We start from the raw sequence: 14,205 nt of genomic DNA, 5'->3' as shown, positions 1-14,205 counted from the left end.
GTTATTAAAAATATATTGGTTAATTTGATTTCTCTTCCCACAATGCTGCGATATGTAAGATAGTTTTGACTGCTTTTTCCATGTCTTGTATGCTGACCCATTCCATTTTTCCGTGGAAGGCATGCCCTCCTGCAAATACATTTGGACAAGGTAATCCCATAAAAGATAGTCGAGAGCCATCTGTACCGCCGCGTATACTGCGTTTTTCTGCTTTCATACCAGCACGTTCTATTGCTTCTAGACCGATTTCCATGATTTGCGGGTACTGATCCAAAACCTCTTTCATGTTTCTGTACTGTTCTTTGGTCTCAAAAGTGTAGGTGCAGCCTGGGTATCGGGAGACTACTTCCTGAGCGATCTTTTCTAGTTCGGCTTCATGTTGTTGAAGATTACTGGTCAGGTGATCTCTCACAATGAAATCTATCGTTGCTTTTTCTACCGTACCTGATATATTGGTGGGGTGTACGAATCCTTGTTTGCCTGAAGTGCTTTCCGGAGACAATCGGTCCACAGGCAAGGTTTCAATGATTTTAGCTGCAATTTTAATGGCACTCTGCATTTTGTTTTTTGCAAATCCAGGATGTACGGATACACCATGTATCGTCACTTTTGCTGCGTCAGCAGAGAAGGTCTCATCTTCTATAGTACCCGCTTTTTCGCCATCCATTGTATAGGCGAACTGGGCTCCGAGGTGCTTTAAATTGACAAAATCAACTCCTCGACCAATTTCTTCGTCTGGTGTAAAGAGAATTTTGATGTCGCCGTGTTTGATTTGGGGATTTGCTATTAACAGTCTTGCTGCATCCATAATTTCGGCAACTCCAGCTTTATCGTCTGCTCCTAAAAGAGTAGTCCCTGATGCTGTGATGATGTCATTGCCTATCTGTTCAGCCAAATCTTTGTGTTCAGTATATCTAATAACGACACTATTATCATCCGGTAAGACAAGATCTTGGCCTTGATAGTTATGGTGTATTACGGGTTTAACGTCTTTGCCAGAACAATCAGGTGAGGTATCTACGTGCGAACAAAAACAGATCACAGGAACATTTTTGTCTGTGTTTGAAGGGATGGTACCGTATACATAACCATTCTCATCCAGCTGGGCATCCTTTACTCCGATAGCTAAGAGCTCTTCGACCAAGAGCTTGCTTAAGTTAAGTTGTTTTGAGGTGGAAGGGAAAGTAGCGGAGCTCGCATCAGACTGCGTATCTATCTGTACGTAACGTATAAAGTGGTCTGCAACTTTGAAGTCTTTTATTGTGTTTATAGTTGAATGATCCATATGTTAATGTTTATTATCTGTCTATTTCTGTTTGTCTACCCAGCCAAAAACATCATTTAAAATGTTTGAGTTTCTCGATCCTACTATATTTTGCCTGATTTTTATTTCTTCTGTGGCGACCTGTACAAATAAGCCTTCTATGGCCCTTTGGGTTACATATGCATTAAGATCGGTATTGACTTTTTCGCGAGAGAGGGGTAGGTTATTGTAAGCGGATGTTAATTGTGTCCAGTAGCCACTTACATTATTTTTGCCTAGGGCCGATTCGACAATAGGGCTGAATTTGGAAGCAAGTGCTGTCGAAGTTGTACGCTTGAAAAATGAAGTCGCTGCATCTTGTTCAGAACCTAATAGAATATTAAATGCGTCGGTTACCGTCATTTGTGATAAAGCACTGACAAATACGGGCGCAGCTTCTTTCACGGCTGACTCGGCTGCTCTGTTCAAACTAACTACAAATTTGTCGCAAAGACTGCCCATGCCTAGGGAGCGTAATGTTTTTTCTATTTGTTGTGCTTCCTTTGGCATTAAAATCTTTACAGCTGCATTTCCTAGAAAACCATCTTTAACAGAGAGGGTATTTATGCTGTTCGTAAGGCCATTGCTCAACGCCTGTTTTATTCCAGTAATCGCTTCAGTCTGCGTTATCGTGTTGGTCGTGCCTTGCTGCTTGGTGTTGGATGGAGACTTGGTGCCCAAAATGCGACCTAGTGAAGATAGTGGATTTTTTGTTTGCCCAGAAGCTTCTATCCCCCAGAAAAGAGGGATAGAAATTAAGCTTAAGACTAGAATATTTCTCGTTTTCATGTACATCGTATTAAGATGCAAAAATACGAAAGTATATGCTAGAAACCTACCACTTCAATACGCTAAGTACGGGGAAATGATCCGATGGAAATTTGTTCATATACGTATCCGTAAGTATGCCATACTTCACAACCTTGAAAGGTTTGGTAATAAATATATGATCAATCCGCTCACTGGTTTTTAGCCTTTTGCCCCACCCATTAAAGGTTGAGTTCGGTGCGTATTTTAATGGAGCTAGTGTATAGGTGTCTTGTACTATTCCGCTATTTGCTAGAGTAAGGTATGCATCGCTGTTTTCATCCACATTAAAGTCGCCTGTTAAGATGAGGGGCAAATCTCGTGCAAATTCTTTGGCCTTGTCAAGTATTTGCTTGGCACTTTCCCGTCTCGCTACCGTACCGACATGATCAAAATGTGTATTCATGAAAATAAACTTTTTTCTATTCTTTTTATCTTGAAAGATTCCCCATGTGCAGATTCTTGGCAGTGCTGCATCCCATCCTTTATTGGGTACTTCGGTGTTCGTGTCCGACAGCCAAAACGTTCCGCTTTTCAATGCTTTAAAACGAGTGTTATCATAGAAAATTGCCGAATGTTCACCTTTTTCGGCACCGTCATCTCGGCCAACACCTATGTATGAATAATTGCTCAACCGCTGCTGCATATCTTTTAGTTGTTCGATGAAGCCTTCTTGGATCCCAAAGATCTCGAACTCGTGAAACCGGATCAAATTGCAGAGTGCATCTTTACGGTCGTCCCATAGATTTCCGACATCATTGCTTGTTTTTAATCTGATATTGAAACTCGCTGCTCGTATTTCCTGTGCGATCGTCTGGCAAAGGTAACCCAAGAAGAATAAGAGTATAATCGTTCTTTTCATGTTATTTTTTATGTAATGTGGTATTTAATAACTCTGGTTCGTCAGTAGTAATATAATGTATCTTGTGACCTATAAAATATTCCATATCGTCCTGTGTGTTGACAGTCCAGACATTAGTCTTCAATCCTAAAGATTGGGCTTCTTTTATCCAATTGGGGCTTTTTTTAAGAGTATTTGTGTTGTAGTCGAACCCGGATAGAGATGCTTCTTTTAGAGCTTGTGGAGTTTTGTCTCCATTTAAATAGTGTATTTTTAGTGCTTTGTCAAGTGATCGTAGTTTTAAGCAAGCATCCCAGCTGAATGCGATTATTTCAACTTTATTTTTTGTCTTTAATCGTTTCAGTAGAGCGAGGGAGAGCTCTGCAGATTTTAATGTTTCTTCAAGGCCAAGACGGTTGGTTTTGAGCTCGTAAATTAATTTTGTTTTTTTTTGTCTCAGCCCCTCTTTTAGATATTCTTCTGCAGTAGCTATATTTTCTCCATTAGGATGCTTCTTTGCTAGGAGTTGCTCATAGGTAGAAGTAGCTATATCAATGCCATAAAAATCATTATCATGATTTACTACAAGTATTCCGTCCTTGGTCATATGTACATCAAACTCACTTCCCCATACCTTTTGTTTGATTGCTTCTTGCAGAGAGGCAATACTGTTTTGTGGAGCATTGGTATTTTTCCAGGCGCCACGATGCGCTATAATCTTACTTTCTTGTGCGGCTACTAAGTTGATAAACAACATTGATAAAAGTAATGTGGTTAGATTTTTCATGTATTTTTGATTTAAGGTTGATTATTTTTTTGAAAACAAATAGATGATGTTCGCAACAGAGCGTTCTCCCAGGTGGTCAAATTGCTTGTTGTCACTTGGATAGTTGACTATTCCCCGATTTGGTTGGCCTTTAATATACATTGTTGTGCTACCGCCACCGTCTAGGTTCATAGCATCCTCACAGCCATACCATCGCAAGATTTTGCTGAGTTCTTCTAGATTGAGACCTTGCGAATTTGAATTTCGACCGTCTACGGTGATAAAAATCAGCTTGTCATCCTTCAGTGCTATAGCCGTCCTTGGATGTCTGTGGTCATTAAAAGAGTTTTTAGGAAGTCTCTGTTGTAAGCTTTTTTCGAGTAAGAGAGGCCCAGATAATAAAGCATTGGGGTAATGGAAGGCCAGCGTTGAATCTGTTGTTATCTCCACTTTTTTAGAGTTGAAGACAAAATAAGCATTGGCCCGTATAGAAGGATTTGCTGTAGTATTAATCACATGATTATCTGCCTTGATGAAATCTATGGCTCCTCCATTTTTCATGTCAAAGAATCCTCCATTGATGGCTACCCGCGCATGGGATTTTTCTGCTAGTACAGACGTTTTTTCTAAACTCCTTGGAAGAGCTGCTAGACGAAGTGAGTTTTTGTGTTTTTTTAGATCTATTTCTATGATGTTTATTTCTTGTCGACTGTTAAAGATATCGCTTATATTGGCCTGTTTCCAATGGATTCCTTTACTGACTGCAGAGGTGTTCCATTGTATTCCGGCGAAGGTAATAGAGTCCCTTCTTTGGCTATAGCTGTTATTGTAAAGTATTGTTAATAAGATGGTTGTTAAAAATAAAAAGACAGTATGTTTAGAGTTCATACTGCCTAATTTAGGAAACTTTTGTTAATAAATGGTTAACTTACTTTAAACCATTCCATTCGCTATGAAATTGTTGCAGAAAGCTCTTCATGTATTCATGCCGGTCTTCTGCTATTTGTCTTGCAGTAGGGGTATTCATTTTATCTTTTAATAAAAGTAACTTTTCATAAAAGTGATTGATTGTAGGGGCAGTTGTATTTTTATAAGACTCCTTGTCCAAATTCGATTGAATTGGTATATCGGGATTATGGATTTCTCTGTTCTTAAATCCACCGTATGTAAATGCTCGGGCTATTCCTATCGCTCCAATGGCATCTAAACGATCCGCATCTTGAACGATTTCCAGTTCTTTAGAGTTGAATTCTATTTTACCTAAAGACGCTTTAAAAGACATGTTGAGAATAATATTCTGTATATGCAAAATTGTAGTTTCGTCTACGCCGATAGAGGTTAGAAACTCACCAGCTATACGCGGGCCTAGATGTTCGTCTCCATTGTGAAACTTACTGTCGGCTATATCATGCAATAGTGCGGTAAGTTCACATATCAGCCGGTCAGCTTGTTCTGTTTCTAAAATCAGCTTTGTATTGTTCCATACACGCTGAATATGCCACCAATCATGTCCTGCTTCGGCCCCCTCTAATGTCTTCTGTACAAAAATTACCGTACGATCGATGATGTCTTGCATCTTAACTGTCTTTAGAGCCATCATACAACTCGTATTGCAATAACCTGCAATCAAGTTTACCGTTAAAAAATTCGAAGCGTCTAGATGCTTTTAGGCCGATTTTTTTTGCTAAGTCAGGATTACCAGTGAATACATAACCGCGATAGCCTTTACATTCTTGTTTCATGAAATCTCCTATTCTTTTGTAAGTGATTTCCAATTTGGTATGTGTACCTAGTCGTTCGCCGTATTCTGGGTTGAACATAATAACTCCAGGTACATTTGGAACGGTGGTGTCCGCAAAATCGCAAACTTGAAAAGTGATTAAATGTTCTACTCCTGCGGTTTTCGCATTGATCTTTGCTATTTCTACAGCTTGCTCAGAAATATCGGAGGCTATGATTGGAGGAGTTTGTGATTTGTCAGCCTTCTCTTTCAAGAGCTTCCTTTCACTAAAGAAGACGTTTTCGTCATAACCGATGAAATGCATGAAGGAATAGTTCATGCGCTGTAGACCAGGCATTCTATTTTGGGCAATTAGTGCCGCTTCTATGGCTAGGGTACCAGAACCACACATGGGATTGACAAAAGGTGATTTTCCGTCCCATTTGGTAGCTAATATGGTGGATGTCGCTAAAGCTTCAAGCATAGGAGCCTTTCCAGGGTGTTTTCTATAGCCATGCTTAGCCAAGGTCTCGCCAGAAGTATCCAAAAATATCTCTGCTCGATCTTCCATCCAATGTAAGTGTATGACGGATTTAAAAAAATCAGGACCCGAATTGGGCCGTACACCTTTTTTATCTTTTATTCGATCTACGATAGCATCTTTTACTTTGACATTTGCAAATAGTGGTGTAGTTATGGTTTCGTTGTGTACATTGGATGTTACAGAAAAATATCCATCAAAAGGAATAATATTTTCCCAGTCTATTTTTAGAAGACCTTCATAGAGTTCCTGAGGATTATTGGCTCTAAAAGAACCTAACTCATACAGTACTTGACTGGCAGTACGTAGGTTCAAATTAAGTTTGATACATTCGTTTACAGAGGCATATAACTCAACTCCGGTGTTGAATGCTCGTTTAATATCGAAGCCTAAGGCTACTACTTCTTCTTGCAAGTAAGGTGATAGTCTTTTATTGCATGTGATGATCACCTTTTTTGGGGTGTTGAAAACTTCCTTCATATTTGTGCAAAGTTAGTTAATCTAGAACGCAAAAAATGTGTAATTTTATGGTTTAATAATTTTGAATATGGAAATCAGAGGAAAAGTACATGAAGTCGGTGCTTTACAGCAGGTTACAGAGTCTTTTAAGAAAAGAGATCTTATTGTTGCATACGCCGAGAACCCACAATTTGTAGAGTATATTCGCTTCGAAGCGACACAAGATAGAGTTAATATCTTTGATAACTTGGCTGTTGGAGAAGAAGTCGAAGTATCGTTTAACCTTCGCGGACGTCCTTGGACTAACAAAGAAGGGGTGACTACATACTTCAACTCATTAGTTGCATGGCGCGTGACCAAATTAGCTAATACAGGTAGTGGAGCAGCTACTCCAGGGTATGCAGATATGCCTGCGCCTGTTGATATCAGCTCTTCAGGTGCTGATGATGACGATTTGCCGTTCTAGTCAATTCCATTCAGTCAATATAGAAAAGCTATTCCAACGGAATAGCTTTTTTGTTTTTGTATTTTTTAACAAATGAAAGGGTGTTATGGCTCAACATTTTAATAAACTTTCATTTTTAAGGTAATATTTATTATTATTTGTTTTAAGTTGTATCTTAGGAGCGATCGTTGATATCGTATCAATTTTCATTAAGAAACCTGTTTTATGAGTATTTTAGAAAATCTTTTGTCAAGTTCATCCGACGCCAAATATATCCGTGCTATGCAACGGAAAAACAGGTTGTTGCGTGCCGTGTATGATAAGGAAACGATTTCCGTCAACGAACTCATGAAAGCTTTGGGGATAAGTTTTCCAACCTTAAATGCTTTAATTGTTGAGCTGATAGATCAGAAGTTACTTCTTCAAAAGGAAAGAGGTGAGTCGATAGGAGGACGCAAGCCTAATTTGTACCAACTAAATGATGGTATTTTCAAGGTGTTATGTGTCGAAGTGAATCGATTTTCTGTAAAAATTTCTTATATAGATAATAATAGTAGAATTCTAGTGCCTTCAACATCGTATGATTGTGATTTATCTGTCGACCTAGGCGGTTTGGAACAGTTTCAAAAGGTCATTAAAGAATATGTTCTTCATCATTGTTTAGATTGGTCAGATATATCTGGACTCGCTATTTCTATGCCCGGCCTGATCGATAAATCGAAAGGCAAAAACTATTCTTTTTTCTTTGAGTCAGATTTTGATTTAAAGAATCACCTGGAAAAAACTTTTTCCAAGAAAGTATATATTGTCAATGATGTCAAATTGACAACTTATGCCGAACAGAACTTTGGGGCACTAAAGAATATTGAAAATGGGCTGACAATTTTGATGGATTGGGGTATGGCTTTAGGTATTGTTGCGCAAGGTGAAATTTATATGGGGAAAAATGGTTTTTCCGGAGAGATGGGGCATATGAGCTTTGTTGAAGATGGGGAACTCTGTTACTGTGGAAAGAGGGGGTGTTTAGAGACTGTTGCTTCAGGGATATCATTGGTCAAGAAAGCAGGACAAGATATTAAAAATAACGTCCCTACATTACTTGCCAAAAAGTTTAATAGTGAAAATATACAGCCACAACATATTATAGATGCTGCCTTGGAAGGAGATCAATATGCAATTGAGTTGATCACAGAACTAGGGAAAAATCTAGGCAAGGCAATCGCTTTGTTTGTACAGATTTTTAATCCAGAACGCGTTGTTCTAGGTGGTAACTTTGCTAAAGCAGCAACATTGATTACGAATCCTATTCAACAACAAATACAGACCTATGCGATGGGACGGATTTTAAATAACTGTGAGGTTGTGCTCTCTACTTTGAGCGAAAATGACATAACATTTGGATTGGCTCGTTACTTCATTATTAATTGTTTTGACAATGATTTGTTGACAACAAATTAAGCTTATCCGCTGATATATCTACCGTAGGGCATCTTACGGAGGATAAAGGTTAAAAGGATAGAAGTTATTATCGTACTGATTGTTGCTAAAGGGATAACCCAACCGGTACTCATGTGGCGTGAAAATACGGGGTGTAAGAAGTTAAGAGGTAGAATATGACTTAGGTAGATGGCAAAACTGTACTTGTCGATGATTAATATCCATCTAGGTACGGTTCCTGTTTTCGTGACACTTTGTCTAACCCAAAGAAATAAAAATGCTGCTGACGTCGCTGTGGTAGGAAATACATAGTTGTAAAGTAGAGTGTTTAGTTTCGCTCCTTTTTTATTCAATAGATAAGTGCCTATAGCGGTGATTAGGGTGACTGTAATGTAGCCGATTGGGGCGGCTAACTTGTGCCACTTGAAATCCACTGTAGTGATGTAGTAGCCCAGTACTAAATAGCCTATATATCCAGAGAAGAAAGTAAGGTCGAATTTAGGCATGATGGAATAGAATTCACGGTTCGATATAAACATGCTTGAGAACCATAGTAATAAGAAAAGTTCGATCTCTTTAAGATTACATTGGACCAATATCTTTCTTAAGAAGGGTATTGTTAGGTAGAGTCCAATGATCATATATAGATACCATAAATGGGCATTAGCTCCATGCAATATTTTATCCCATGTTATATCCCATATTTTTTCAAATGACAGTGTTGCAAAGTTGGTGTAACGGTAGAAATAATATATAATATAAATTATCGTCCAAAATATAAAGGGATAGATGAGTTTGGGAAGACGTCTTTTATAAAATTCCCCTATGTTTTCATCCTTCTGTAGTAACAATGCACCTGATATTACGACAAATAGGGGGACAGAGCACCTAGTCGCAGCATTGATCCAATTGGCATAGTTCCAATCAAATGTCGTTGTGTCCACATGGTATAGAAAACCTGTTGAAGCATGTATCAATACTACAAATACTGTCGCAATGACACGGAGGTAAATAATGTAGGTGTTTTTTTCTGCCATGATGTAAAAATATATATAATTGGAACAAGAATTGGGTATCCACGTAATATAGATGTTGAGTGTAGGTGAATTATTAATGTTTACCAAAAAAAATAATTAAATTGCATTATGGGTTGGGCCACAAAAAAGAGTAAACGTTGGGAGTTAGGACAATTAAAGTGGACGTTTTTGTCTATTTTGATGTTTGCTCCGCCTATTCATCCTTTTGTGATGATGTCTCAGGCGTCTAAGAGTAAAGTAAGGTCATGGTATCTGTTATCCTGGCTATTGCTTTTTGTACAATTTGGGCTTTTTTATTCTTTCTATGTTTTTGCCGGAGCTATGTCGCAAGGTATGTTGTTAACAGTCTGTGGATATATATCTTCTTATATTATTGGAAATGGACTCTTGTTAAACCAATCAAAATCCTATTTACAAAGACTGGAACTGGGCGAAGTACGCTCATTGACATGGATTAATACTTTGGCGGATCAACGCCGTTTGGAACTGGCGCAGGCCCAGATAGAGACTCCGCAGTCCTTTGTTACGAAGCTGCTCTATTTTCAGAAAGAGGTGGATAATAGAAATATACAGCAATATGTAGATAAGATTGTTCGGCTTTTTCATTTGCTGGAGCAGAGAGATATTCAGGAAGCCGAGAAATTCTTGGTAAGACATGGCACAGTTGTCAATGTCCTCCGAGAGTATGATGATCTCGAAAATACCAGGCTGAATAATCAGGTAACGCTGGACTCAAAAAATAAATTGGAGGCGGTACTTGCTCAAGCTGCTACTGCGATTGAGCTCGACGTTACTAATTTGATTAAGGCGCGGTTGTTGGATGTTTCAGCAGAATCTGATGTGTATTTACAAACCTTAAAGAATAAGAACCTTTTAAAAGATTAAGAAAATATGGCTACTATAGATCTGACTATTAACGAAGAAGATAATAACCAAGATAAAAGTAAAGAAATGCAGGTGAGTTTTTCACCCGAAGAAAAGGCATTGGTTCAACAATATAAAGATAAGATAAACCTTCACTCAACAACGGATATTATTCAGTTTGGTGTCGCTAGCCAGACGAAGGTAAGTAATTTTTCGAACGAAATATTAAAGCAGGTACGCACAAAAGATATGGGAGGAGCGGAGGAAATTCTGTTGAATCTTCGTTCGGATATCAAATCTTTTGATGAAAATCTAAATAAGAAGCCTCTCATCCCTTTTTTTGATACGGTAAAGAAAAAAATCCAACGTATGCGGACTGAATATGCTTCTGTCGAGAAAAATATTCACCAGATTGAATTGAAGTTGGAGGGGCATTATAAAAATCTCCTGAAAGATGTAAATATTTTTGATAAGCTTTTTGTTGAAAACCAAAACTATTTTAAAGAGTTGTCTTTGCACATCGCGGCAGGCGAGGAAAAGTTAGATGAGGTACATCGCATTACTTTGCCAGAGCTTAAAAAGGAGGCAGAGGACTCGGGAGATCAGCATAAGATACAGGCATACAAAGATATGGAACAGCATGTTGTTCGTTTCGAGCGTAAGATTCACGATCTTAAGCTGACACGTATGGTTGTTTTGCAAACTGCTCCGCAGATTCGCATGATACAGAGCAATAGTAGTTCTTTGATGGAAAAAATACAATCGAGTATTGTCAATACCTTGCCGCTGTGGAAGAATCAGATGGTTCTTACATTGGGAATAGCTCATGCACAACGTGCGCTAGAGGCTCAAAAGGCTGTCACGGACGCAACCAATGAGCTCTTGCGTAAAAATTCGGAGATGCTTAAAGAGTCGACAATTAATGTTGCCCGGGAGACCGAACGTGGAATTGTAGATATTGAAACAATCAAAAAGGCAAACTCGGATATTATAAATACCATTGAGCAAGTCCTTCAAATACAACGAGATGGTCGCGAGAAACGGAAAGTTGTCGAGCAAGAGTTGTTGCAATCGGAAAATGAACTGAAAACGAATCTCTTAAAGTCTTCTGACGATTCGAAACTGATAAATTAAATAAAAGAGGCTGTGTCCTGCATTTGGTTGATATAAATGTAGGACAAAGCCCTTTCATTGTTACATTTCCCAACGTTTTTTAGGAACACAGGTTATGTCTTTGGTCTTTCGTAGTATAATGGGGCGAGAATCAAATTTATTCTCTAATACAACGGAATCTTTGTCATGGTATACTAATTTGAATCGGGGCAGATATTGTCCGCTTTTGTAGCAACCAGATATTTTTTGTTTTCCATTCTCTTTGGTGTATATCCCTTCTGCTATAATACTGTCTCCTCTTAGGACGTAAACTGCCTTGGCATATTCTGTCCAAGAACCATTATTGTAACAGCTGTCAGGTATTGTCTTTGTCCGAGCATGCACATACATTTTACTATATAAAGAATCACAGGTAAAAGTAAATTCATGTAATGTAAAATTAAGCATTTGCTGCTGCTGAGGTATACTGTCTTGTACCCACACGCCCTGAAGGAATGAAACACCCTCTGTTTGCATTTCGGAATGTCGTTGACATCTTGGAAATACAAAAAGTATACCTAGAAATATTCCTAGGTATACCAATCTATTCGCATATTTTTTTTTAAGTATCTGCACTAATTTATTTTAAGCTACCTACCATTTCTTCTGGTTTTACCCATTCATCAAACTGCTCTGCAGTAACGTAGCCTAAAGCTATCGCAGTCTCTTTCAGTGTAGAGTTGTTTTTGTGTGCAGTCTGTGCAATTTCTGCTGCTTTATAATAGCCTATTTTAGTATTCAATGCTGTGACTAACATCAACGAATTGTCAACGAGCTCTTTGATGCGTGCGTGATTCGGTTCGATACCAACGGCACAATGTTCTTCAAAGGAAATACAAGCATCACCGATCAAACGGGCAGATTGGAGAAAGTTAGCTGCCATTACGGGTTTAAAAACATTGAGTTCGTAATGGCCCTGTGTACCGCCGATTGTAATAGCAACATCATTGCCCATGACCTGTGCCGCAACCATTGTCAATGCTTCACATTGTGTTGGATTAACTTTGCCTGGCATGATCGATGATCCTGGTTCATTTTCCGGAATTATTATCTCTCCAATACCTGAGCGTGGGCCAGAAGCTAACATACGGATGTCATTTGCTATTTTGTTTAATGCAACAGCAAGTTGTTTAAGTGCTCCGTGGGTCTCGACAATAGCATCGTGTGAGGCTAGGGCTTCAAACTTATTCTCAGCAGTAATAAAGGGATGGCCTGTAAATTGAGCAATATATTTAGCAACAAGAACATCATATCCTTGAGGAGTATTCAGTCCCGTGCCTACGGCTGTACCTCCAAGTGCAACTTCTGAAAGATGTGCTAATGTGTTTTTTACAGCCTTAATTCCATAGTTTAGTTGTGCCACATAGCCCGACAACTCCTGACCTAATGTTAAAGGTGTAGCATCCATTAAATGTGTACGTCCTATTTTAACCACGTTCATGAATTCTTCTGACTTACGCTTTAGCGTGTCGCGGAGTTTTTCGACTCCAGGGATCGTAACTTCTACTACAGCTTTATAGGCAGCAATATGCATCCCAGTAGGAAAAGTATCATTGGATGATTGAGATTTGTTTACATCGTCATTTGCTTTCAGAACCGGCTCGCCTTCGCCAATAGTACCTCCAGCTAATACTTGTGCACGATTTGCAACAACTTCATTCACATTCATATTAGATTGTGTGCCTGAACCCGTCTGCCAAATAACTAATGGAAATTGATCATCTAATTTACCCGCTAATATTTCGTCACATACAGTAGCGATCGCATCTCTTTTTTCGATAGGAAGTACTCCTAATTCATGGTTTGCATAAGCTGCTGCCTTTTTCAAATAAGCAAAACCCTCTATTATTTCATGAGGCATAGAAGCTGCTGGTCCAATTTTGAAGTTATTGCGTGAACGTTCTGTTTGGGCTCCCCAGTATTTGTCTGCTGGTACCTGAACTTCACCCATTGTATCTTTTTCTATTCTGAATGACATAATGTTAAAGTAAAAAGTTTAAACTCAAAAAATAAGATCTCTGAACCATCTTCTTTGGACAGAAATCCTTAGTACAAAGTTACTCAATGCTTATCTATTCTCCCAATCTTCTTTGTAGGTGTTCATGGATATGATAATAGAGTTGCTTTGGTTTTAGTGTGCGCCAAGGTATTTCGTTTAAAAGACCTCCGAAATTGATGTAATAGTCTATATTGCTATTTTGGAATTCTTGTATGACGTGATCTCTGAAATGTAGGCCTGCTATCCAACCATCTTCTATGTCTTGAAACCACTCTTCATAGTATGCGTCATCTGATGTGTGAAAATTCAATATGTTTTCGCCAATAAGAATGTATTTGGTAATACCTTGGTGTATTAAGATATCGATAACCTCGCGTTTTAATAGCATAATATCATTGTAGATAGCATCATTCCATTCGCCTATCAGCTCCATGATTGTAAAACCATGATCATAATCAACATATAATATCTTAATGTACAAGGTCTGTGAGCCGAAGTCATCCCACTGTGGATGGAGCAAAAAATTATAAACCTGTTTGTCAAATTCAAATTCGTTATAGACAACGCCAAAAAAAGGTGATCTGTCATCTTCGGATGAGATATAATCATGGCGCCACTTATAGTAAGGCTCGATCTCGTGCATATATTTTTTTTCAAACCTAAATAAAAAGCTTTGAATTCATGACAAGGAAAGCAAAAAAGTGCTTTCGTTATCTAGTTTGTGTGGCACGAAAAGTAGAACTTAACCATCAACGTGTACCGATTGTCGCTCTTCTAAGCGTGTTTGAAAAAGGTAAATAATCGTAATTATTTGTTGATATTAAATAGTTTGGC

At 38.5% G+C, this 14,205-nt stretch carries 15 protein-coding genes; 4 read left to right on the top strand and 11 right to left on the bottom strand.

Going from position 1 to position 14,205, the window contains the following annotated elements:
• Window positions 1-19: 19 nt before the first annotated feature.
• Genes pepT through M472_RS24895 form a run of 7 tightly spaced genes read right to left on the bottom strand, consistent with a single transcriptional unit; the run spans window position 20 to window position 6,458 of the window.
• The gene (gene pepT / locus M472_RS24925) at window positions 20-1,285 is read right to left on the bottom strand and encodes a peptidase T (RefSeq protein WP_021068537.1); all 1,266 of its coding nucleotides are present in this window, start codon (window positions 1,283-1,285) and stop codon (window positions 20-22) included.
• A gap of 21 nt (window positions 1,286-1,306) precedes the next feature.
• Window positions 1,307-2,092 carry a DUF4197 domain-containing protein gene (locus M472_RS24920; protein ID WP_021068536.1) on the bottom strand — a complete coding sequence of 262 codons (786 nt, stop codon included), beginning with the start codon at window positions 2,090-2,092 and terminating at the stop codon, window positions 1,307-1,309.
• Between the two features lie 46 nt (window positions 2,093-2,138).
• Window positions 2,139-2,972 (bottom strand): endonuclease/exonuclease/phosphatase family protein, encoded by an 834-nt coding sequence (locus tag M472_RS24915; protein WP_021068535.1) that lies wholly within the window; start codon window positions 2,970-2,972, stop codon window positions 2,139-2,141.
• A 1-nt stretch (window position 2,973) separates the two neighbouring features.
• Entirely contained in the window at window positions 2,974-3,738 is a 765-nt protein-coding gene (locus M472_RS24910; protein WP_021068534.1) for a glycerophosphodiester phosphodiesterase family protein, read from the bottom strand.
• 21 nt (window positions 3,739-3,759) lie between these two features.
• Window positions 3,760-4,605: a phosphodiester glycosidase family protein gene (locus tag M472_RS24905; protein WP_021068533.1), complete on the bottom strand. Its 846-nt coding sequence runs from the start codon at window positions 4,603-4,605 to the stop codon at window positions 3,760-3,762.
• Window positions 4,606-4,645: 40 nt separating this feature from the next.
• The gene (locus M472_RS24900) at window positions 4,646-5,293 is read right to left on the bottom strand and encodes an HD domain-containing protein (protein WP_031301278.1); all 648 of its coding nucleotides are present in this window, start codon (window positions 5,291-5,293) and stop codon (window positions 4,646-4,648) included.
• Window position 5,294: 1 nt separating this feature from the next.
• Complete coding sequence (locus tag M472_RS24895; RefSeq protein WP_021068531.1) at window positions 5,295-6,458, bottom strand: THUMP domain-containing class I SAM-dependent RNA methyltransferase; 1,164 nt, start codon at window positions 6,456-6,458, stop codon at window positions 5,295-5,297.
• A 67-nt stretch (window positions 6,459-6,525) separates the two neighbouring features.
• On the opposite strand from M472_RS24895, the gene M472_RS24890 reads away from it, so the two are divergent.
• Both M472_RS24890 and M472_RS24885 read left to right on the top strand, forming a co-directional pair.
• Window positions 6,526-6,903, top strand: a complete 378-nt coding sequence (locus M472_RS24890; RefSeq protein WP_021068530.1) for a DUF3127 domain-containing protein — start codon at window positions 6,526-6,528, stop codon at window positions 6,901-6,903.
• A gap of 204 nt (window positions 6,904-7,107) precedes the next feature.
• Window positions 7,108-8,340: an ROK family transcriptional regulator gene (locus M472_RS24885; protein WP_021068529.1), complete on the top strand. Its 1,233-nt coding sequence runs from the start codon at window positions 7,108-7,110 to the stop codon at window positions 8,338-8,340.
• 2 nt (window positions 8,341-8,342) lie between these two features.
• Here M472_RS24885 and M472_RS24880 read toward each other — a convergent pair whose 3' ends face one another.
• Complete coding sequence (locus M472_RS24880; protein ID WP_021068528.1) at window positions 8,343-9,356, bottom strand: acyltransferase; 1,014 nt, start codon at window positions 9,354-9,356, stop codon at window positions 8,343-8,345.
• Window positions 9,357-9,464: 108 nt separating this feature from the next.
• Here M472_RS24880 and M472_RS24875 point away from each other — a divergent pair, with 108 nt between their 5' ends.
• A complete protein-coding gene (locus tag M472_RS24875) occupies window positions 9,465-10,241 on the top strand; it encodes a hypothetical protein (protein ID WP_021068527.1) in 777 nt (258 codons plus the stop codon).
• Window positions 10,242-10,247: 6 nt separating this feature from the next.
• Window positions 10,248-11,354, top strand: coding sequence for a toxic anion resistance protein (locus M472_RS24870; RefSeq protein ID WP_021068526.1), 1,107 nt, complete (start codon window positions 10,248-10,250; stop codon window positions 11,352-11,354).
• Between the two features lie 60 nt (window positions 11,355-11,414).
• On the opposite strand, the gene M472_RS24865 is transcribed toward M472_RS24870, so the two are convergent.
• The 3 genes from M472_RS24865 to M472_RS24855 form a co-directional block, all read right to left on the bottom strand.
• Window positions 11,415-11,849: a hypothetical protein gene (locus tag M472_RS24865; RefSeq protein ID WP_021068525.1), complete on the bottom strand. Its 435-nt coding sequence runs from the start codon at window positions 11,847-11,849 to the stop codon at window positions 11,415-11,417.
• A 103-nt stretch (window positions 11,850-11,952) separates the two neighbouring features.
• Window positions 11,953-13,350 carry a class II fumarate hydratase gene (gene fumC / locus M472_RS24860; RefSeq protein WP_021068524.1) on the bottom strand — a complete coding sequence of 466 codons (1,398 nt, stop codon included), beginning with the start codon at window positions 13,348-13,350 and terminating at the stop codon, window positions 11,953-11,955.
• Window positions 13,351-13,444: 94 nt separating this feature from the next.
• On the bottom strand, window positions 13,445-14,014 hold the full coding sequence (locus M472_RS24855; RefSeq protein WP_021068523.1) for a hypothetical protein: 570 nt from the start codon (window positions 14,012-14,014) through the stop codon (window positions 13,445-13,447).
• Window positions 14,015-14,205: the final 191 nt, after the last annotated feature.

It is taken from the genome of Sphingobacterium paucimobilis HER1398 (assembly GCF_000416985.1).
Taxonomy (GTDB): Bacteria; Bacteroidota; Bacteroidia; order Sphingobacteriales; family Sphingobacteriaceae; genus Sphingobacterium; species Sphingobacterium paucimobilis.
The sequence above is the reverse complement of the archived record's forward strand: the minus strand, read 5'-3'. Positions and strand labels throughout refer to the sequence as shown.

Bases quoted from the DNA above. Each gene is read 5' to 3' on its own strand.
- pepT (WP_021068537.1), bottom strand. From the start codon at position 1,285: ATGGATCATTCAACTATAAACACAATAAAAGACTTCAAAGTTGCAGAC.
- M472_RS24920 (WP_021068536.1), bottom strand. From the start codon at position 2,092: ATGAAAACGAGAAATATTCTAGTCTTAAGCTTAATTTCTATCCCTCTT.
- M472_RS24915 (WP_021068535.1), bottom strand. From the start codon at position 2,972: ATGAAAAGAACGATTATACTCTTATTCTTCTTGGGTTACCTTTGCCAG.
- M472_RS24910 (WP_021068534.1), bottom strand. From the start codon at position 3,738: ATGAAAAATCTAACCACATTACTTTTATCAATGTTGTTTATCAACTTA.
- M472_RS24905 (WP_021068533.1), bottom strand. From the start codon at position 4,605: ATGAACTCTAAACATACTGTCTTTTTATTTTTAACAACCATCTTATTA.
- M472_RS24900 (WP_031301278.1), bottom strand. From the start codon at position 5,293: ATGCAAGACATCATCGATCGTACGGTAATTTTTGTACAGAAGACATTA.
- M472_RS24895 (WP_021068531.1), bottom strand. From the start codon at position 6,458: ATGAAGGAAGTTTTCAACACCCCAAAAAAGGTGATCATCACATGCAAT.
- M472_RS24890 (WP_021068530.1), top strand. From the start codon at position 6,526: ATGGAAATCAGAGGAAAAGTACATGAAGTCGGTGCTTTACAGCAGGTT.
- M472_RS24885 (WP_021068529.1), top strand. From the start codon at position 7,108: ATGAGTATTTTAGAAAATCTTTTGTCAAGTTCATCCGACGCCAAATAT.
- M472_RS24880 (WP_021068528.1), bottom strand. From the start codon at position 9,356: ATGGCAGAAAAAAACACCTACATTATTTACCTCCGTGTCATTGCGACA.
- M472_RS24875 (WP_021068527.1), top strand. From the start codon at position 9,465: ATGGGTTGGGCCACAAAAAAGAGTAAACGTTGGGAGTTAGGACAATTA.
- M472_RS24870 (WP_021068526.1), top strand. From the start codon at position 10,248: ATGGCTACTATAGATCTGACTATTAACGAAGAAGATAATAACCAAGAT.
- M472_RS24865 (WP_021068525.1), bottom strand. From the start codon at position 11,849: ATGCAAACAGAGGGTGTTTCATTCCTTCAGGGCGTGTGGGTACAAGAC.
- fumC (WP_021068524.1), bottom strand. From the start codon at position 13,350: ATGTCATTCAGAATAGAAAAAGATACAATGGGTGAAGTTCAGGTACCA.
- M472_RS24855 (WP_021068523.1), bottom strand. From the start codon at position 14,014: ATGCACGAGATCGAGCCTTACTATAAGTGGCGCCATGATTATATCTCA.